A 17,893-nucleotide genomic window follows, 5' to 3' on the forward strand; every position below is an offset into this window, starting at 1 on the left:
GGAATCTGTCATTCTTCGATCATATAGAATTGCGATGGTCAGCCGGAAAGAATCGGATCGGACTATGGTGGGACGGGATTCGGTGAACGGATTCGCGCATTTTGCTGAAGTACTCGCCCTGGTCTCACAGGGAAAACCTGGTCACATCGTTGACACCCTGATTGCCGAGCGCGGGCAGCGCATCGTCAAGAGCCCGATGTGGCCGTTGATGCGACCTTTTCTCTACGCGTTGCTGAACTACCGCAAGGCGCACGAGTTCGCCGATGCGGTCGCCAACATGCCCGGCTTCCAGGCCTTCGAACATCTGAGTTCGCTTCTCTCGCTGGAGGTGCGGGTCGACCGGGCCGAGCGCATTCCGGCCAAGGGCGGCTTCCTGCTCGTCAGCAACCACCCGACCGGCATAGCCGACGGTATCGCTGTTTTCGACCTGCTCAAGACACGGCGGCCGGACATGATGTTCTTCGCCAACCGCGACGCCATCCGCGTCAATCCACGCTTTGTCGAGATGGTCATCCCGGTCGAATGGCGCGAGGAGCACAAGAGCAAGCTGAAGGCCCGCGAGACGCTGCAGGTGACCAACCGGGCGATCGGCGAGGGCAAGGCGACGGTGCTCTTCCCTTCCGGGCGCATCGCCTATTGGGCGGACGGCTGCCTCAACGAGCGGCCGTGGAAGACGTCTGCGGTGGGCTTTGCGCGCAAATACGGCCTGCCGATCCTGCCGGTGCACATGAGCGCCCGCAATTCCGGCCTGTTCTACTGGTTCGCCAAATGGTCGACGGAACTGCGCGACATGACCGTGTTCCACGAGCTGCTCAACAAGAAGGGCGACTTCTTCGATTTCCGCATCGGCAACCTGATCCCGCCGGAGGCGCTGGAAGGCGAGCCTGGCGAGGTGACGAAGGCGCTCGAGCGGCACACGGTGTTCGATCTGGCCATGGACGCGGACGTGGCGTTCCAGCCCCGGTTGCAAGCAGAGGTCGCGCTCTAGCGATCAGCCGCGCCATGCCTGCCGGGCTTCACGCCGTGCGGCGGATCGGCTAGGTCTTGGGCATGCAGCTTCAATCCATGTTTGCCGAAAACTACCGTTCGTTGAAGTCGATCCGCATGGATCTGACCGGCGTCAACCTGTTCATCGGCGAGAACGGCGTCGGCAAGTCCAATCTCTATCGTGCGCTTCAACTCGTGCAGTCGGCGACGCGCGGCACTCTGGCGCGCGAGATCGCGGAGGAGGGCGGCATGTCGTCGGCGCTCTGGAGTGGCCGCCGCCGCGCCGACAAGCCGGCGCGCATCCGGCTCGAAACGGAGCTTTTGGACGAGGAACGGGCGATCACCTTCCGCTACCGCATCGAGGCGGGACTGCGCCCGCCCACGGCTGCCGCCGGCTTTGCCTATGAGCCTCAGGTCAAGGAAGAGGAGTTGACGGTCGAAACCGGCCGCCGGCCGGTGACGATGATGAAGCGGTCTGGCCCCGGCATCTTCGTGCGCGGCGAGCGCGGGCGGATGGAGGACTATCCGGAAACGGCTCTGACTTCGGAAACGGCGATCTCGCTGCTCGGCGATGCCGGTCACTATCCGGAGGTCGGCACCTTTCGCCGCGCGGTCGACCAATGGCGGTTCTTCCATGGCTTCCGCACCGATCGCGATTCGCCGTTGCGGTTGCCTTGCCTCGCCGTCACGGCGCCGATGCTTGACGAGACGGGTGTCAACATGGCTGCGGTGTTTGCGACGCTCAGGCACACACGTGAGGATACGGTTGATCTCGATCGAGCGGTCGCCGACGCCTTCGGCGGCGCCTATCTCGACGTTCCCGAACCGGGACAGTTTGCCGAGTTTTCGCTGGTCTTTCCGGATTTCCCCAACCGGCCGTTCTCGCCGCGCGAGCTGTCGGATGGGCAGATGCGGTTCCTGGCGCTGGCGGCAGCGCTGCTTTCCTATCGCCGGCCCCGGTTCATTGCGCTCAACGAGCCGGAGACGAGCCTGCATCCGGACATGCTGCCGGCGCTCGCCGACATGGTCGCCAGCGCTTCGCGCGAAAGCCAGATCTGGATCGTCACCCATTCTGAGCGGTTGGCGGAGGAAGTGCGCCAGCGTTGCGGCATCCGTCCGCGCCGGGTGATCCGCAAGGACAGCGCCACCTGGATCGAGGGCATGCGGCTGACGGGGCTGATGGACGGCGACGAGTAGCAACAAAAAACCCCGCATCGCTGCGGGGTTTTCCATTCATTCCTGAAGCAATCAGGCGATCTTCTGGCCGGTCTTGGCCCAGTCGGCCAGGAACATCTCGAGGCCCTTGTCGGTCAGCGGGTGCTTGACCAGAGCCTTCAGCGTTGCCGGCGGCGCGGTGATGACGTCGGCGCCGATGAGGGCGGCTTCCTTGACGTGGTTCACGGTGCGGATCGAGGCGGCAAGGATCTCGGTCTCATAGCCGTAGTTGTCGAAGATGTGGCGGATCTCGCGGATCAGGTCCATGCCATCGAAGGCGATGTCGTCGAGGCGGCCGACGAAGGGCGAAACGAAGGTCGCGCCGGCCTTGGCGGCGAGCAGGGCCTGGTTGGCCGAGAAGCACAGCGTCACGTTGGTCTGGTGGCCGTCCGAGGTCAGCGCCTTACATGCCTTGAGACCGTCAAGCGTCAGCGGCAGCTTGATGCAGATGTTGTCGGCGATCTTCGAAAGAACGGCCGCTTCCTTCATCATCTCGGCGTATTCGGTGGCGGTCACTTCAGCCGAAACCGGGCCTTCGACGATCGAGCAGATTTCCTTGGTGACTTCCGTGATGTCGCGGCCCGACTTCAGGATCAGCGACGGGTTGGTGGTGACGCCATCGAGAAGGCCGAGATCGTTCAGCTCGCGGATTTCCTTGACGTCGGCGGTATCAACGAAAAATTTCATGGAGTCACTCCTTGGGCACGATTGCCGCTCGGGCGCATCTCTACCGGGGAGGAATTCCGTTGGCAGAGATCGCGCGCGTTGAAACTCTGGTGGAACCGTGACAAACCCTGCGCCGGCAAGGCTGCGGTTCGCAGCGCAGTTTTCTTTAACCGAAACACGTGGCAAGGTCACGGCAAAATGACTCGCGATTCAACCGATTTATTCGGCGATTTGCTCGGGCCGATTTCTGCCCGTCGCGTCGTGCCGGTCCTGGTGCCCATGCCGGCGCCGAAAGCCTATTCCTATGCGGTTCCCGACGGCATGGCGGTCGAGCCGGGCTCGATCGTGCAGGTGCCGCTCGGCCCCCGGCTCGTCGTCGGCGTGGTCTGGGATGGAGACGATGACGGCAATGTCGATCCGAAGAAACTCAAGACAATCGAGAAGGTTTTTGACTGCCCGCCGCTGACGAGGGACATGCGAACTTTTCTCGACTGGGTTGCTGCCTACACCGTGACGCCGCCGGGGCTCGTCGCGCGCATGGCGCTCCGGGCACCGGCCGCCTTCGATCCCGAGCCGATGGTGGAAGCGCTGCGCCTCACGGAGATGCGACCGGAGCGCATGACGGCGGCTCGTGAGCGCGTCATCGCGACCGCGAGCGACGGCCTCTCCTGGACGCGCTCCGGGCTTGCGCATGCGGCCGGCACATCGTCGAGCGTGATCGAGGGGCTGACGCAGCAAGGCGTCTTAGAAACCGTATTCATGGCGCCGCCGCCGGTGGTTGCCTTGCCTGATCCCGATTTTGTCGCGCCCCGGCTCGAAGGGCCCCAGAAGGATGCGGCAGCCGATCTCCTGGCGGCGGTGGAGGAGGGCGGCTTCTCTGTGTCGCTGATCGACGGCATCACCGGCTCCGGCAAGACCGAGGTTTATTTCGAGGCGATTGCCGCGACGCTTCGGGCAGGCAAGCAAGTGCTGATACTCTTGCCGGAGATCGCGCTGACATCGAGTTTCCTCGAGCGCTTCCAGGATCGTTTCGGGGCGAAGCCGGCGGAGTGGCACTCGGACCTTGCGCCGCGGACGCGCGAAAAGGTCTGGCGCCAGGTGACGACCGGCACGGTGCGTGTCGTTGCCGGCGCGCGGTCCGCGCTGTTCCTGCCGTTCGAAGAGCTCGGTCTCATCATCGTCGACGAAGAGCACGACCCGGCCTACAAGCAGGAAGACCGCGTCTTCTACAATGCGCGCGACATGGCGGTCGTGCGCGGTCGGATCACCGGCTTTCCCGTCGTGCTCGTCTCGGCGACGCCATCGGTCGAAAGCCGAGTCAATGGCGAAGTCGGCCGTTACAAGCCGATCCACCTGCCGACGCGTTTCGGCGATGCGGCGCTGCCGCGGCTCGGCGTGGTCGATATGCGCCAGCATCCGCCGGCGCGCGGCGGCTTCCTTTCGCCGGTTCTCATCAACCAGATCGGCAAGGCCGTTGAGCGCGGCGAACAGGCGCTGCTTTTCCTCAACCGCCGCGGTTATGCGCCGCTGACGCTCTGCCGCGTCTGCGGCCATCGCTTCCAGTGCCCGGACTGTTCAAGCTGGCTCGTCGAACACCGCTTCCGCGGGCAGATCCAGTGCCACCATTGCGGCTATACGGAGAAGACGCCGGAGGCCTGCCCCGAATGCGGCACGCTCGATCACCTCGTTGCCTGCGGCCCGGGGGTCGAACGCATTGCCGAGGAGGTGGAGCGGCATTTCCCCGAGGCGCGCACGATCGTGCTGTCCTCCGACCTCATGGGCGTCAAGCGGCTGCGGCTGGAACTCGACGCCATTGCGCGCGGCGAAGCGGACATCGTCATCGGCACCCAGCTTGTCGCCAAGGGGCATAACTTTCCGCTGATGACGCTGGTCGGCATCGTCGATGCCGACCTCGGCTTGGCCAATGGCGATCCGCGGGCAGCCGAGCGGACGTTCCAGCTTCTTTCGCAGGTGACCGGCCGCGCCGGGCGAACCGGCCTCAAGAGTCTCGGCCTGTTGCAGACCTACCAGCCGCAGCATCCGGTGATGCGGGCCATCGTCTCCGGCGATGCGGATGCCTTCTACGACCGCGAGATCGCCGAGCGCGAAAAGGCCTTGCTGCCGCCCTTCGGCCGGCTCGCCTCGCTGATCGTTTCGGCCGATACCCGTCAGGATGCCGAGGGCCATGCGCGGGGCTTGCGCATGGCTGCGCCGCGGACCGACGGCATCACCATTCTCGGCCCGGCGGAGGCGCCGCTGGCGCTGATCCGTGGACGGCATCGCTTCCGCCTGCTGGTGCATGGCCGGCGCAACAGCGACATGCAGGCTTTCGTCAAGGCGATGATCGCCGCCGGCCCCAAGGAGCGCGGCTCGATCAGCGTCCAGCTCGACATCGATCCCCAAAGCTTCCTGTAAATTCAAGTTTCCTGTGATCGTCGCGTTGAACAGGCCGCGGGCGATTCACAACCGGGGCGACATGCGCTAGAGGTCAAGGACGCGCCGCTTCGGCCGAAGACGAAACGGCATGACAAGGGCTCATCTGCAGGAACGGGCATGGAATTCTACATTCCGACGGAAACCGGCGAATTCCTCGCCTTCTGCGCGGCCGTGGCTGCGGCGCTGATCGGCGTCGTCATGCTGTTTGCGCCGCGGCTTACCTTTCGTGCGGCTGGCATCGGCATTGCCGAGGGGCGGCGCGGCGGCTATGCCGAGGCTCGCTCCACCATGGGCGGCATGCATGTGGGGCTCGGCCTTGCCGCGATCCTCCTGGCGCAGCCGATGGTCTATCTTGCCGTCGGAGCGGCGTTCGCGCTTGCCGCCTTCGGCCGAATCCTCTCGATGATGAGCGACAACGGCGGCACGGTCTACAACTGGCTGGCGCTCTTCGTTCAGGCGGCACTCGCCATCCTTCCGCTCGCATACGTCTTCGGCATGATCTGATCGTGCCGCGGGCCATTCCGCGATTCACAACGCAGGAAACGAATTTACGGCAAAATTCGGCCAAGGTGGCCGACTTATGCCGCATTCCTGCCGTTCGCGTGTTGCGAGTCCAAACATCCTATGCTAGACGAACCGCGAATTGCGGGGGAAGTGGGTCGCCAGGCCTCGATATCCTGCAAATTATTGCAGCAAATTCAAGAATTTAAGTTGACGGCCCACCGCCAGCTCGGTTCTTGGATGAAAATGAGAGAAGCTTGTGCCCGTGGCAGACACATCCCAGCTTATTTCCGGTGTTGCAGAAAGATACGCGTCCTCGCTTTTTGAACTCGCGCTCGGCGCCGGTTCCGTCGAGGCAGTCGGCGCGGATCTGACCCGCGTCCAGGCCCTGATCGACGGCAGCGATGATCTGAAGCGGCTGATCGTAAGCCCGGTCTTTTCTGCAGACGACCAGTTCAAGGCCATTTCGGCAGTTGCCGAGAAGGCTGGCATCTCCGGGCTCGTCGGCAACTTCCTCAAGGTCGTTGCCCGCAATCGCCGCCTCTTCGCGCTGCCGGGCATGATCAAGGCGTTCCGCCTGATCGCCGCACGCCATCGTGGCGAAGTCTCCGCCGACGTCACGTCGGCCCATGCGCTCTCTGCAGCGCAGGAAAATGAATTGAAGGCGACGCTGAAAAGCGTCACCGGCAAAGACGTGACGGTCAACGTCACCGTCGACCCGTCTATTCTTGGAGGTCTGATCGTCAAGGTCGGGTCCCGCCAGATTGACACCTCCCTTCGCACCAAACTCTCTACCCTTAAGCTTGCACTGAAAGAGGTCGGCTGATGGATATCCGCGCCGCGGAAATTTCCGCAATTCTCAAAGATCAGATCAAAAATTTCGGCCAGGAAGCAGAAGTCTCCGAAGTCGGTCAGGTGCTTTCCGTCGGTGACGGTATTGCCCGCGTCTACGGCCTCGACAATGTTCAGGCAGGCGAGATGGTCGAATTCCCGGGTGGAATTCGCGGCATGGCGCTGAACCTCGAAGCCGACAACGTCGGTGTCGTTATTTTCGGTTCCGACCGTGACATCAAGGAAGGCGACACCGTTAAGCGGACCGGCGCCATCGTGGACGTTCCTGTTGGTCCGGAACTGCTCGGCCGCGTCGTCGACGCGCTCGGCAACCCGATCGACGGCAAGGGCCCGATCAACGCCAAGCAGCGCTCGCGCGTTGACGTCAAGGCTCCGGGTATCATTCCGCGCAAGTCGGTTCATGAGCCGATGTCGACCGGCCTCAAGGCCATCGACGCTCTGATCCCGGTTGGTCGTGGCCAGCGCGAGCTCGTCATCGGCGACCGCCAGACCGGCAAGACCGCGATCATCCTTGACACGATCCTCAACCAGAAGGCCATTCACGACAATGGTCCGGAAGGTGACAAGCTGTATTGCGTCTACGTCGCAATCGGCCAGAAGCGTTCGACGGTTGCGCAGTTCGTGAAGGTTCTGGAAGAGCGTGGCGCTCTGCAGTACTCGATCATCGTTGCTGCGACCGCGTCCGACCCGGCTCCGATGCAGTACCTCGCACCGTTCGCCGGTTGCGCGATGGGCGAATACTTCCGTGACAACGGCAAGCATGCCCTCATCGGCTACGACGACCTGTCGAAGCAGGCTGTTTCCTACCGTCAGATGTCGCTCCTGCTGCGCCGCCCGCCGGGCCGCGAAGCTTACCCGGGCGACGTTTTCTACCTGCACTCCCGCCTGCTCGAGCGCGCTGCAAAGCTCTCGGACGACAACGGCGCCGGTTCGCTGACGGCTCTGCCGGTCATCGAAACGCAGGGCAACGACGTTTCGGCGTTCATCCCGACCAACGTGATCTCGATCACCGACGGCCAGATCTTCCTTGAAACCGACCTGTTCTACCAGGGCATCCGTCCGGCCGTTAACGTCGGTCTGTCGGTTTCGCGCGTCGGCTCCGCCGCGCAGATCAAGGCGATGAAGCAGGTTGCCGGCTCGATCAAGGGCGAACTCGCTCAGTATCGTGAAATGGCCGCCTTCGCGCAGTTCGGCTCGGACCTCGATGCCGCTACGCAGCGCCTGCTGAACCGCGGTGCGCGCCTGACCGAACTCCTGAAGCAGCCGCAGTTCTCGCCGCTGAAGACGGAAGAGCAGGTCGCTGTCATCTTCGCAGGTGTCAACGGTTACCTCGACAAGCTGCCGGTCAACCAGGTTGGCAAGTTCGAGCAGGGCCTGCTTTCGTACATGCGTTCGGAAGGCAAGGACATCCTGGAAACCATCCGCAAGGACAAGGCGATCTCCGACGACGTCAAGGGCAAGCTGAAGGCTGCAATCGACAGCTTCGCCAAGTCTTTCGCCTGAGCGGATTTCATTTAGGACGGATAACGGATGCCTTCACTTAAGGATCTGAAGAACCGGATCGCCTCCGTCAAGGCGACGCAGAAGATCACCAAGGCGATGAAAATGGTCGCCGCGGCGAAGCTTCGGCGTGCGCAGGAGGCGGCCGAGGCCGCCCGGCCTTACTCGCAGCGCATGGCTACCGTTCTCGCCAACATCGCCCAGGCGGTTGGTGCGGACGACAGCGCGCCTGCCCTGATGACCGGAACCGGCAAGGACGATACGCACCTTCTGGTCGTCTGCACGGCTGAACGCGGCCTTTGCGGCGGCTTCAACTCGCAGATCGCCCGTCATGCCCGCGACCACGTTCGCAAGCTGCTCGCAGCCGGCAAGACGGTCAAGATCATCTGCGTGGGCAAGAAGGGCTTCGATATTCTGCGTCGCGAATTCGCGTCGCTGATCATCGATCGTGTCGACCTGCGTGAAGTCAAGAAGATCGGCTTCGAAAACGCCGACCAGATTGGCCACAAGGTCATCGCGCTCTTCGAAAAGGGCGAGTTCGATGTCTGCACGCTGTTCTACTCCGAGTTCAAGTCCGTTATCGCCCAGATTCCGACGGCTCAGCAGCTGATCCCCGCTTCGGCCGGCCCGGTCGCAGCGCAAGCATCGGATGCTTCGGCCGTCTATGAATATGAGCCGGACGCGGGCGCGATCCTGAGCGACCTCATTCCGCGCAACATTTCCGTGCAGATCTTCCGGGCCCTGCTCGAGAACGTCGCCGGCGAAATGGGCGCGAAGATGAGCGCGATGGACAATGCGACGCGCAATGCTGGTGAGATGATCAACAAGTTGACGCTGAACTATAACCGTCAGCGCCAGGCTCAGATCACCAAGGAACTCATTGAAATCATCTCGGGCGCGGAAGCGCTCTAAGGTTACGGAAAGAGGGTAAGGATTATGGCTAAGGCAGCTACCCCGAAAGAAACCGCAGTGGAGAAGAAGCCCGCTGCACCGAGGAAGGCAGCTTCCGCCAAGACCGCAGCAGTTGCCGCAACCGGCGCTGTCGGTCGCGTAACGCAGGTCATCGGCGCCGTCGTTGACGTCGTGTTCGAAGAAGGCCAGCTTCCGCAGATCCTGAACGCGCTGGAGACCGACAACCACGGTAACCGCCTCGTTCTCGAAGTCGCTCAGCACCTCGGCGAAAACTCCGTCCGCACGATCGCCATGGACTCGACCGAAGGTCTCGTGCGCGGCCAGCCGGTCACCGACACCGGTGCGCCGATCACGGTTCCGGTTGGCGACGAAACGCTCGGCCGCATCATGAACGTCATCGGCGAGCCGGTCGACGAAGCCGGTCCGCTCGTTACCTCGGGCAAGCGCGCGATCCACCAGGATGCGCCGTCCTACGTCGAGCAGTCGACGGAAGCACAGATCCTTGTCACCGGCATCAAGGTCGTCGACCTTCTCGCGCCTTACGCAAAGGGCGGCAAGATCGGCCTCTTCGGTGGTGCAGGCGTCGGCAAGACCGTTCTCATCATGGAACTGATCAACAACGTCGCCAAGGCGCACGGTGGTTACTCGGTGTTTGCAGGCGTGGGTGAACGCACCCGCGAAGGCAACGACCTCTACCACGAAATGATCGAGTCCGGCGTTAACAAGCATGGCGGCGGCGCAGGCTCCAAGGCTGCGCTCGTTTACGGCCAGATGAACGAACCGCCGGGCGCCCGCGCTCGCGTCGCTCTGACGGGCCTCACGATCGCTGAAGACTTCCGCGACAAGGGCCAGGACGTTCTGTTCTTCGTCGACAACATCTTCCGCTTCACCCAGGCAGGTTCCGAAGTGTCGGCTCTGCTCGGCCGTATTCCTTCGGCCGTGGGTTACCAGCCGACGCTGGCGACCGACATGGGTCAGATGCAGGAACGCATCACCACGACGACCAAGGGTTCGATCACCTCGGTTCAGGCCATTTACGTTCCGGCCGACGACTTGACCGACCCGGCGCCGGCTACCTCGTTCGCCCACCTGGACGCAACGACGGTTCTGTCGCGCTCGATCGCCGAAAAGGGCATCTACCCGGCCGTTGACCCGCTCGACTCCACGTCGCGCATGCTGGACCCGATGATCGTCGGCGAGGAGCACTACGAAGTGTCGCGTAAGGTGCAGACGACCCTGCAGCGCTACAAGTCGCTCCAGGACATCATCGCCATCCTCGGCATGGACGAACTGTCTGAAGAAGACAAGATCGCCGTTGCCCGCGCTCGTAAGATCGAACGCTTCCTGTCGCAGCCGTTCTTCGTCGCCGAAGTCTTCACGGGTTCGCCGGGCAAGCTCGTCGCTCTCGAAGACACGATCAAGGGCTTCAAGGGCCTGGTCAACGGCGAATACGACCACCTGCCGGAAGCTGCCTTCTACATGGTCGGCTCGATCGAAGAAGCGGTCGAAAAGGCCAAGAAGCTGGCTGCTGAAGCCGCTTGATTGCACTGTTAAGCCTCGGCGCGATCCAAGCGCCGAGGCTTTCATCCTGCCTTATCAGAAGGCAGGGAAGACATGCACAGCCGCCTTTTAGGTGGCGCGCCCACGAGAAGTGAATGGTCATGGCCGATTTCAACTTTGAGCTTGTTTCCCCCGAGCGCCTGCTCCTCTCCGAAAAGGTGACGGAAGTCGTCATTCCGGCGACCGAGGGCGAGATGACCGTGATGGCCAATCACGCTCCGACGATGACGACGGTCAAGCCCGGCGTGGTCACGGTGAAGACGGCTGACGGCAAGACCGAGCGCTTTGCTGTGTTCGGCGGCTTTGCCGACATCCTGCCGACCGGCTGCACGCTTTTGGCCGAGTCCGCCGTCCACGTCGACGAACTCGACCGTACGGTTCTTGAAAACCGCATCGATGCGGTTCGTGCCGAGCTGGAAGGCGCCGGCGACGAGAAGAAGACCCGTCTCGAGCAGTTCGTCGCCGAACTGACGAAGCTCGGCGAGATCGTGATCCCGGCCTGAAAGGGACACCCGGAAGGGTAATGCAAATCCGAAAGCCCCGCCTTCGTGCGGGGTTTTTTGTTGATCGCGAGTTCTTTGCCGTGACGCTTCGCTTAAGTGGAGCGGGATGCGGGCGGACAACCGTATACCCTTCCTCATCAGTATTAGCCTTCGCGTCGGTGAATGGCTTGCCCGGATCGGCGCTTTAGCTATTCTTCATCAGAAGCCCTTTATTGGTCCCTGAAAGTTCAGCTCAAAGAAGAAGAGGCGCCGGCATGACGTCAAAGATTGTTCCGGTGATCATGGCGGGCGGGCGCGGCACCCGTTTGTGGCCGCTCTCTCGCGCCGCCGCTCCGAAGCAATTCCTGCAGATCCTTTCCGATCGTTCACTGTTCCAGCAGACGCTGGAGCGCGTGCGCGACGCCGGCCAGTTCGAGCCGGCCATCATCGTCACCAACAGCGACTTTCGCTTCATCGTCGCGGAGCAGGCGCGGGCGATCGACGTACATCTGGGCGACATCCTCCTTGAGCCGGTTGCACGCAACACAGCGCCGGCGCTGACTGCCGCGGCTTTCCAGGTACTCAGCCGTTACGGCAAGGGTGCGGTCATGCAGGTGCTTGCTTCTGACCATGAGATCGATGCCGGCGAGGTCTACAGGGATTGCATACTCAGGGCGCACCAGGCCGCCCGCCACGGAGAACTGGTGACCTTCGGCATCACGCCGACGGAACCGGCGACCGGCTACGGCTACATCGAGCGCGGCGAAGAACTGACGGCTGGCACGAACCGTGTGGCGCGGTTCGTCGAGAAGCCGGACCGCGCCAAAGCCGAGGCAATGCTCGAGACCGGGCGCTACCTCTGGAACTCCGGCATGTTCATGCTGCCGGTAAAGCACTTTCTTGATGAGATGAAGCGCCACGCGCCCCAGGTCTGGGAAGCGACGAAGCTCGCGGTGGAAGGGGCTCAGAAGGATCTCGACTTCACCCGGCTGCACGCGGCGAGCTTTGCCGCTGCGCCTGATATCTCCGTCGATTATGCGGTCTTTGAAAAGACTGAGCGGGCGGCCGTGGTGCCGTCTTCCTTCCTCTGGTCCGATCTCGGCAGCTGGGACGCGGTCTGGAAGACGGGAGAAAAGGACGGCGACGGCAATGTCGTCACCGACAAGGCCACGGTGTCGAACACGCGCAATTCGCTGGTCCTGTCGCGCGACATTCACCTTGCAGTTCAAGGGCTGGACGATGTCGCCGTCATTGCCGGCGAGGATGCCGTCTATGTCGGACGGCTGGCCGACAGCCAGAGCGTCGGTTCCATCGTCAAGACGCTGGCGAAGTCGCCACAGACGGCGGTGCTGACCGAGATCCACCCGACGTCCTATCGCCCCTGGGGGGCGGTCGCGGCCATTTCGGACGGAGAACGCTTTGCCGTCAAACGTCTGCGCGTGAACCCCGGCAAGAAGATCTCACTGCAGAAGCATCATCATCGGGCGGAACATTGGATCGTGGTGCGCGGCACTGCGGAGATCACGATGTCCGGGGAAACGCGAATGCTGCACGAGAATGAGTCGGTCTATATTCCGCCGGGGATCGTGCACCGGCTTCACAACCCGGGCAAAATCCCGCTGGAACTGATCGAGGTGCGCACCGGCTCCTATCTCGGCGAAGATGACATCATCCGTATCGAGGACGAATTCGGCCGAAGCTAAGGGGTATCCGTCAAAGTGCTACGGCGACCTTTGTGCGCGTCTGATACGACGCGGCGCCGCAGGCCCGAATGATCGGACGACACGAAAAAAGCCCGGGCCAAGACCCGGGCTTTGCGTAGGTGAGAGCGGGACGTCTGTCCCGCTCCAAATTCGGCACGCTTATAGCTGAAGGATCAGCCGGCGACGCGCTCGGTTTCGCCCTTCTGAGCGTAGTAGTGGCCGAAGCGGTTTGCGAGGAAGGTGTCGAGGCTGATGTCTTCCTGGCGAACGAAGCCCTTGGAGGCGATCTTGCCTTCGGCGAGCAGGTCGAGCACGGCGCAGATGCTGCCTGCCGTGGTGATCTGGATACCGCTCTGCATGCGGCCGGCAACGACGCCGCTATAGACCTTGTTGGCGTAGGTTTCCTGGATCAGGCGGCCGCTGCGGAAGCCCGAAACCGTAACGAAGATCACGACGACGTCCTGGGTGGTGGTCGGCAGGGCGTTCTCGAAGATGTCCTTGAGGACTTCGCGGCGGTGGCGCAGGCCGAGGTCGTTGAGGAGCGCCTTCATGATGGCGGCATGGCCCGGATAGCGGATCGTCTTGTAGTTAAGCGTGCGAACCTTGCCCTTCAGCGTTTCGCAGAGGGTGCCGAGACCGCCCGAGGTGTTGAAGGCTTCATAGGTGACGCCGTCGAGCGAGAATTCTTCGCGCTCTTCCATGGCCGGCACTTCGATGAGGTTGTTTTCGACGATCGCTTCGCAGGGCTCGATATATTCGTTGATAACGCCGTCGGTGCTCCAGGTGAGATTGTAGTTGAGCGCGTTCGACGGGTACTGCGGCAGGGCGCCAACGCGCATGCGCACGCTTTCCAGCGTCTCAAAGTGGCTGGCGAGATCGTTGGCGACGATCGAGATGAAGCCCGGTGCGAGGCCGCACTGCGGGATGAAGGCGGTGTTGGCCTTGGCGGCGATCGCCTTGACCTGGCGGGTGGATTCGACGTCTTCGGTCAGGTCCAGGTAGTGGATGCCGGCTTCAGCAGCGGCTTCGGCGATTGCGACCGTCAGGTGGAACGGAGCGGCGCTGAGGACGGCGAACTTGCCCGAGAGAAGAGCGACGAGCTGCTTCTTGTCGGCGATATCGACCGTCGCGGTCGTGATGGCAGCGTGCTTTTCCACCTGCTCCAGCTGTTCGGCGCTGCGGTCGGCGACGCAGACGCTGTAGTCGCCGGTATGGGCGAGCATGCGAGCGATGGTGGAGCCGATCTTGCCTGCTCCGATGACGACGATATTCTTCATTCTTTCCCCCAGGGCATGAGAACTGTGTGTGCCCCTATTGTCGTGGGAGGGGTGGTTGATTTGAAGCGCCGAAACGACTAAATCGCCTATAGATATTCGGCAGATTGCCCAACAGGACCGACGAAATGCAAATCACGGACAAGGATCGAGAGCTCCTCGCCGTCCTCAGCGAAAATGCCCGCATGCCGACGGCGACGATCGCGCGCCGGCTCGGCCTGTCGCGCACGACAGTGCAGGCGAGGATCGAGCGGTTGGAGCGCGAGGGAATCATCGCCGGCTACGGCGTGCGCCTGTCGGAGAGCTACGAGAAGGGGCTGGTCAAGGCGCATGTGCTGATCACCATCGCGCCGCGGGCGCTGAGCCGCGTGACCCCTGAACTCAGTGCCATCCGTGAAATCCAGACGCTGCATTCTGTCAGCGGCAGTTTCGATCTTATCGCCGTGGTCGCGGCGACGTCGATCAGCGAACTTGATCTTCTGATCGACCGCATCGGCGAGATCGACGGCGTCGACCGGACGCTTTCTTCGATTATCCTTTCGACCCGGATCGATCGGTAGGCCGTTGCTTTCCTAAGTCAGCGAGCGACGGAATCGTCATGGCGCATGACCCGCGGAGGGCTTCTCGCCGAGCGTGGCGTCCGTCGCTGGCTCCTTCCCATTCGGCACTTTTGCCGGCACGTTCCAGTCTGTCGGGCCCTTGACGAAGCTACGCAGTCCGGCATCGCCATAGGCGAGCCATTTGCTCCGGTCGAAGTAAAGCTCGGCAATGCTCTTCGGCCGCGCGCGCGGCTGGTTGGCAAGGAAGTTAAAGCGCGGCGTCACCTCGTCGGACTCGCGCTTGAACTGGATGCGGCTGCCGAAACGCTTGAGATCGAATTCCTTCAGCGCCTGGATTTGCAGGGTGACGCTTGCGGCATCGGCCCAGCGCACGTGGTCGAGGAACACCGCCGCTGCCCGCGCCGCTGCCGTGGTCACGGCCTGGCGGTCCTCCGGTCGCTCGATGTTGAGCTTGACGCGGAAGGAGGTGATTTCCTCCTCGCCGCTGCCTTTGACGAAGATGAAGATCGATGAGGGCTTGTCCTCGCCCGGACGCGGGAAGGAGACGAGTGACGAACATTCCCATTGGGCACGCTCACCGGCACCGGCTTTCCATTCGAGTTCGCGAAAGCCGGCGTCGCGCAACTCGTCGCAGAGCGCCTTGGGATCGCTGCGGATGACGCGCAGGAACTGCTGCTCCGGCGTCTGCAGATCCTGGAAGGTCCAGGCGGGCAGGGCGATGCGTGGCGGTTCGCGCCTTGCCGGCTTCTCGGCCGTCGATTCGGAGGGCTTGCTCTTCGCCAGGAAGGTCGTCGGCAGACCCAATGCCACGAGAACTTTCTTGAGGTTGCGCTGTTCGTTGGCAAGCAGGGCCGTCGCGAGAATGGCGGTGACGATCAGGATGAGAGCGACGAGAAAGAAGCGCAGTCCCGTCCGACCGGCAGGCTTTGGAGCCGGCGTCTTGCCACGGGGCGTGCTCATGCGGTCCCGCCTGCCCGGCGGGGTGCGATGAGGCGCGGGACCTCCAGCAAAAGATGATCGGTCGGCCGGGCTTCCATGATCTCAAGCTATCAACGGGTCTAGGCCTTCTTCATCCTCGAAATCCGTCGCGGCGGCAATATGCAACCGCCGATATCGGCAAGCGACTGTCACGTCTCAACACAACGCGCCGCTGAGCGAGTGTTACGGTGAACTAGGAAGTTGAAATTCGGGGACGATCCCATAGCTTGCTGGACGCAAACATCGAATGGAATACGTCATGGCAAACCCGAATTCAGCCGAGCTTGCGATCGATGCGTCGCTGGTACGGCGGCTGATCGCGACACAGTTTCCGCGATGGTCGGATCTTGCGGTGCGCCCGATCGAGCCCGGCGGCTGGGACAACAGAAGCTTCCGGCTCGGCGAGCAGATGACCGTGCGCCTTCCAAGCGCCGAGCGCTATGTGCTGCAAGTGGAAAAGGAGCACCGCTGGCTGCCGCGGCTGGCTCCCCAATTGCCGCTGCCCATTCCCGTGCCGCTTGCCAAGGGCACGCCGGGAGAAGGCTTTCCCTGGCCCTGGTCTGTCTACCGCTGGCTTCAGGGGGAAACATTGGTGGTGGAACGGGTCGCAGATCTCGGGCAAGTGGCGAAGGATCTCACGCGGTTTCTGCGCGCCTTGCGGCAGGCGGATGCTGCGAGTGGGCCTTTGCCCGGCGACCATAACTTCCACCGCGGCGGTCCGCCTGCCTTCTATGACGAGCAGACACGTCAGGCGCTCCCACTGCTTGAGGGACAGGTCGACACGGCGGCGGCCAGAGAGGTCTGGGAAGCGGCCCTTGCTGCGCCATTCGAGGGGACGCCCGTCTGGTTTCACGGCGATATCGCCTGGGGCAACCTGTTGGTCGCGCAGGGTCGCTTGAGCGCGGTCATCGATTTCGGCACTTCGGGTGTCGGCGACCCCGCCTGCGATCTGGCGATCGCCTGGACGTTCTTCCATGGCGAGAGCCGCGAGGTCTTCCGTCATGGCATGGCACTCGATCGCGGTGCCTGGGCCCGCGGGCGTGGCTGGACCCTGTGGAAGGCGCTGATCGTGCTTGCCGGCATGACCGGCGCACCTGCAAGCGAGCAGGCAAAGCAGCGCACGGTGATCGAAGACGTGCTTGCGGATCATCGCCGCTTCGGCTAGCGCCCAAGCCACGATCGGGGGCAAGCCAGCTTGACCCCGCTGCAAATTGCCTCTAGGTCAGGCGCACGCGGGACGACCCGCGTCGGTGCTTCGCCTGGGGACGGCCCCAGTATCTCGACCGAGATACTTGGAGTCGATCGCATCATGCAGCCCCAAAGCTCGCGGCACGTCCGCGCGACCTTTCCCTTTATTGAACAGCCTAGTCATTCCATCGGAAGCAATCGCTTCGTGGAACGATCTCGGCCGCCGATCGCTTGTCCAACACATTGACGCGCCGGCGGCCGCCGACGCGCGCCGCCGATGCGTCTCCGCCAACACATGAGGTTGATGATGGCCGGACCCATCGAACAATTTGAGATCAAGTCACTCCTACCGATCGCCGAGATCGGCGGTCACCAGATCAGCTTTACCAACTCGGCCGCCTATATGGTGCTGACGGTGGCGATCGCCAGTCTGTTCCTGATCCTGTCAACGGGAAGACGCGGCCTCGTGCCGAACCGGGCGCAGTCGGCGGCCGAGATCCTCTATGAGTTTGCGGCAAAGACGCTGCGCGACAATGCCGGCGAGAAGGGCATGCGCTTCTTCCCGCTGGTCTTCTCGCTTTTCGTGTTCATCCTCACCGCCAACCTGATCGGCATGTTCCCCTATGCCTTCACGGTGACGAGCCATATCGCGGTCACCTTCGCGCTGGCCATGCTGGTGTTCCTGACGGTCACGCTCTATGGCCTTTACCGGCACGGCTTCGGCTTCCTCAGGCTGTTCATGCCGGCGGGCGTGCCGTTGATTCTGGCGCCGATCATCATCCCGATCGAGGTGGTCTCCTACCTCTCGCGTCCCGTCAGCCACTCGGTTCGTCTATTCGCGGTCATGCTGGCCGGCCACATCACGCTCAAGGTTTTCGCCGGTTTCGTCGTGGGCCTCAGCGGCTTTGGGGCGCTCGGGATCCTGGCCGCGGTCATGCCGCTGCTGATGACGGTGGCGCTGACCGCGCTCGAACTGCTGATGGCGCTCATCCAGGCCTATATCTTCACCATGCTGACCTGCATGTATCTCAACGACGCGCTCCATCCGAGCCACTGAGAACAGGCGATGAGGCTCCCTG

The 17,893-nt window shown here is 62.8% G+C and carries 16 protein-coding genes; 13 read left to right on the top strand and 3 right to left on the bottom strand.

All coding sequences use genetic code 11. From position 1 onward, the window contains the following. Positions 1-64: 64 nt before the first annotated feature. Positions 65-988 carry a GNAT family N-acetyltransferase gene (locus ASE60_RS28825; protein ID WP_057255014.1) on the top strand — a complete coding sequence of 308 codons (924 nt, stop codon included), beginning with the start codon at positions 65-67 and terminating at the stop codon, positions 986-988. Between the two features lie 62 nt (positions 989-1,050). Beyond that, a complete protein-coding gene (locus ASE60_RS28830; RefSeq protein WP_057255015.1) occupies positions 1,051-2,184 on the top strand; it encodes an AAA family ATPase in 1,134 nt (377 codons plus the stop codon). A 51-nt stretch (positions 2,185-2,235) separates the two neighbouring features. On the opposite strand, the gene fsa is transcribed toward ASE60_RS28830, so the two are convergent. Further along, a complete protein-coding gene (gene fsa, locus ASE60_RS28835) occupies positions 2,236-2,889 on the bottom strand; it encodes a fructose-6-phosphate aldolase (RefSeq protein WP_057255016.1) in 654 nt (217 codons plus the stop codon). A 177-nt stretch (positions 2,890-3,066) separates the two neighbouring features. On the opposite strand from fsa, the gene ASE60_RS28840 reads away from it, so the two are divergent. The 8 genes from ASE60_RS28840 (at position 3,067) to ASE60_RS28875 (ending at position 12,814) form a co-directional block, all read left to right on the top strand. Further along, positions 3,067-5,283 (top strand): primosomal protein N', encoded by a 2,217-nt coding sequence (locus tag ASE60_RS28840; RefSeq protein WP_057255017.1) that lies wholly within the window; start codon positions 3,067-3,069, stop codon positions 5,281-5,283. Positions 5,284-5,421: 138 nt separating this feature from the next. Next, positions 5,422-5,808, top strand: a complete 387-nt coding sequence (locus ASE60_RS28845) for a hypothetical protein (protein ID WP_057255018.1) — start codon at positions 5,422-5,424, stop codon at positions 5,806-5,808. A 262-nt stretch (positions 5,809-6,070) separates the two neighbouring features. Further along, positions 6,071-6,631, top strand: a complete 561-nt coding sequence (locus ASE60_RS28850; protein WP_057255019.1) for a F0F1 ATP synthase subunit delta — start codon at positions 6,071-6,073, stop codon at positions 6,629-6,631. After that, a complete protein-coding gene (gene atpA / locus ASE60_RS28855) occupies positions 6,631-8,160 on the top strand; it encodes a F0F1 ATP synthase subunit alpha (protein WP_057255020.1) in 1,530 nt (509 codons plus the stop codon). The genes ASE60_RS28850 and atpA overlap by 1 nt, the downstream gene beginning before the upstream one ends. A gap of 27 nt (positions 8,161-8,187) precedes the next feature. Further along, a complete protein-coding gene (locus ASE60_RS28860) occupies positions 8,188-9,069 on the top strand; it encodes a F0F1 ATP synthase subunit gamma (RefSeq protein ID WP_057255021.1) in 882 nt (293 codons plus the stop codon). A gap of 24 nt (positions 9,070-9,093) precedes the next feature. After that, entirely contained in the window at positions 9,094-10,611 is a 1,518-nt protein-coding gene (gene atpD / locus ASE60_RS28865; protein ID WP_093233134.1) for a F0F1 ATP synthase subunit beta, read from the top strand. Positions 10,612-10,730: 119 nt separating this feature from the next. Beyond that, positions 10,731-11,132: a F0F1 ATP synthase subunit epsilon gene (locus ASE60_RS28870; RefSeq protein ID WP_057255102.1), complete on the top strand. Its 402-nt coding sequence runs from the start codon at positions 10,731-10,733 to the stop codon at positions 11,130-11,132. 254 nt (positions 11,133-11,386) lie between these two features. Further along, positions 11,387-12,814: a mannose-1-phosphate guanylyltransferase/mannose-6-phosphate isomerase gene (locus ASE60_RS28875; RefSeq protein ID WP_057255023.1), complete on the top strand. Its 1,428-nt coding sequence runs from the start codon at positions 11,387-11,389 to the stop codon at positions 12,812-12,814. Between the two features lie 173 nt (positions 12,815-12,987). Here the strand turns inward: ASE60_RS28875 and ASE60_RS28880 are convergent, their stop codons facing one another. Then, positions 12,988-14,091 (bottom strand): saccharopine dehydrogenase family protein, encoded by a 1,104-nt coding sequence (locus tag ASE60_RS28880; RefSeq protein ID WP_057255024.1) that lies wholly within the window; start codon positions 14,089-14,091, stop codon positions 12,988-12,990. A 125-nt stretch (positions 14,092-14,216) separates the two neighbouring features. Here ASE60_RS28880 and ASE60_RS28885 point away from each other — a divergent pair, with 125 nt between their 5' ends. After that, on the top strand, positions 14,217-14,648 hold the full coding sequence (locus tag ASE60_RS28885; RefSeq protein WP_057255025.1) for an Lrp/AsnC family transcriptional regulator: 432 nt from the start codon (positions 14,217-14,219) through the stop codon (positions 14,646-14,648). A 36-nt stretch (positions 14,649-14,684) separates the two neighbouring features. On the opposite strand, the gene ASE60_RS28890 is transcribed toward ASE60_RS28885, so the two are convergent. Next, on the bottom strand, positions 14,685-15,608 hold the full coding sequence (locus tag ASE60_RS28890; protein ID WP_057255026.1) for a DUF6030 family protein: 924 nt from the start codon (positions 15,606-15,608) through the stop codon (positions 14,685-14,687). A gap of 277 nt (positions 15,609-15,885) precedes the next feature. Between ASE60_RS28890 and ASE60_RS28895 the strand changes: the two genes are divergently transcribed. Further along, positions 15,886-16,791: an aminoglycoside phosphotransferase family protein gene (locus tag ASE60_RS28895; RefSeq protein ID WP_057255103.1), complete on the top strand. Its 906-nt coding sequence runs from the start codon at positions 15,886-15,888 to the stop codon at positions 16,789-16,791. A gap of 330 nt (positions 16,792-17,121) precedes the next feature. Continuing rightward, positions 17,122-17,871 carry a F0F1 ATP synthase subunit A gene (locus tag ASE60_RS28900; RefSeq protein ID WP_156414739.1) on the top strand — a complete coding sequence of 250 codons (750 nt, stop codon included), beginning with the start codon at positions 17,122-17,124 and terminating at the stop codon, positions 17,869-17,871. The last annotated feature ends 22 nt before the right edge of the window (positions 17,872-17,893 follow it).

It is taken from the genome of Ensifer sp. Root278, from assembly GCF_001429285.1.
Classification (GTDB): domain Bacteria; phylum Pseudomonadota; class Alphaproteobacteria; order Rhizobiales; family Rhizobiaceae; genus Ensifer.

Coding starts and splice junctions, on each gene's coding strand:
- ASE60_RS28870 (WP_057255102.1), top strand. CDS start 10,731: ATGGCCGATTTCAACTTTGAGCTTGTTTCCCCCGAGCGCCTGCTCCTC.
- ASE60_RS28840 (WP_057255017.1), top strand. CDS start 3,067: ATGACTCGCGATTCAACCGATTTATTCGGCGATTTGCTCGGGCCGATT.
- ASE60_RS28830 (WP_057255015.1), top strand. CDS start 1,051: ATGCAGCTTCAATCCATGTTTGCCGAAAACTACCGTTCGTTGAAGTCG.
- ASE60_RS28825 (WP_057255014.1), top strand. CDS start 65: ATGGTGGGACGGGATTCGGTGAACGGATTCGCGCATTTTGCTGAAGTA.
- ASE60_RS28845 (WP_057255018.1), top strand. CDS start 5,422: ATGGAATTCTACATTCCGACGGAAACCGGCGAATTCCTCGCCTTCTGC.
- ASE60_RS28890 (WP_057255026.1), bottom strand. CDS start 15,608: ATGAGCACGCCCCGTGGCAAGACGCCGGCTCCAAAGCCTGCCGGTCGG.
- ASE60_RS28895 (WP_057255103.1), top strand. CDS start 15,886: ATGGCAAACCCGAATTCAGCCGAGCTTGCGATCGATGCGTCGCTGGTA.
- ASE60_RS28875 (WP_057255023.1), top strand. CDS start 11,387: ATGACGTCAAAGATTGTTCCGGTGATCATGGCGGGCGGGCGCGGCACC.
- atpA (WP_057255020.1), top strand. CDS start 6,631: ATGGATATCCGCGCCGCGGAAATTTCCGCAATTCTCAAAGATCAGATC.
- atpD (WP_093233134.1), top strand. CDS start 9,094: ATGGCTAAGGCAGCTACCCCGAAAGAAACCGCAGTGGAGAAGAAGCCC.
- ASE60_RS28860 (WP_057255021.1), top strand. CDS start 8,188: ATGCCTTCACTTAAGGATCTGAAGAACCGGATCGCCTCCGTCAAGGCG.
- ASE60_RS28900 (WP_156414739.1), top strand. CDS start 17,122: ATGGCCGGACCCATCGAACAATTTGAGATCAAGTCACTCCTACCGATC.
- fsa (WP_057255016.1), bottom strand. CDS start 2,889: ATGAAATTTTTCGTTGATACCGCCGACGTCAAGGAAATCCGCGAGCTG.
- ASE60_RS28885 (WP_057255025.1), top strand. CDS start 14,217: ATGCAAATCACGGACAAGGATCGAGAGCTCCTCGCCGTCCTCAGCGAA.
- ASE60_RS28880 (WP_057255024.1), bottom strand. CDS start 14,091: ATGAAGAATATCGTCGTCATCGGAGCAGGCAAGATCGGCTCCACCATC.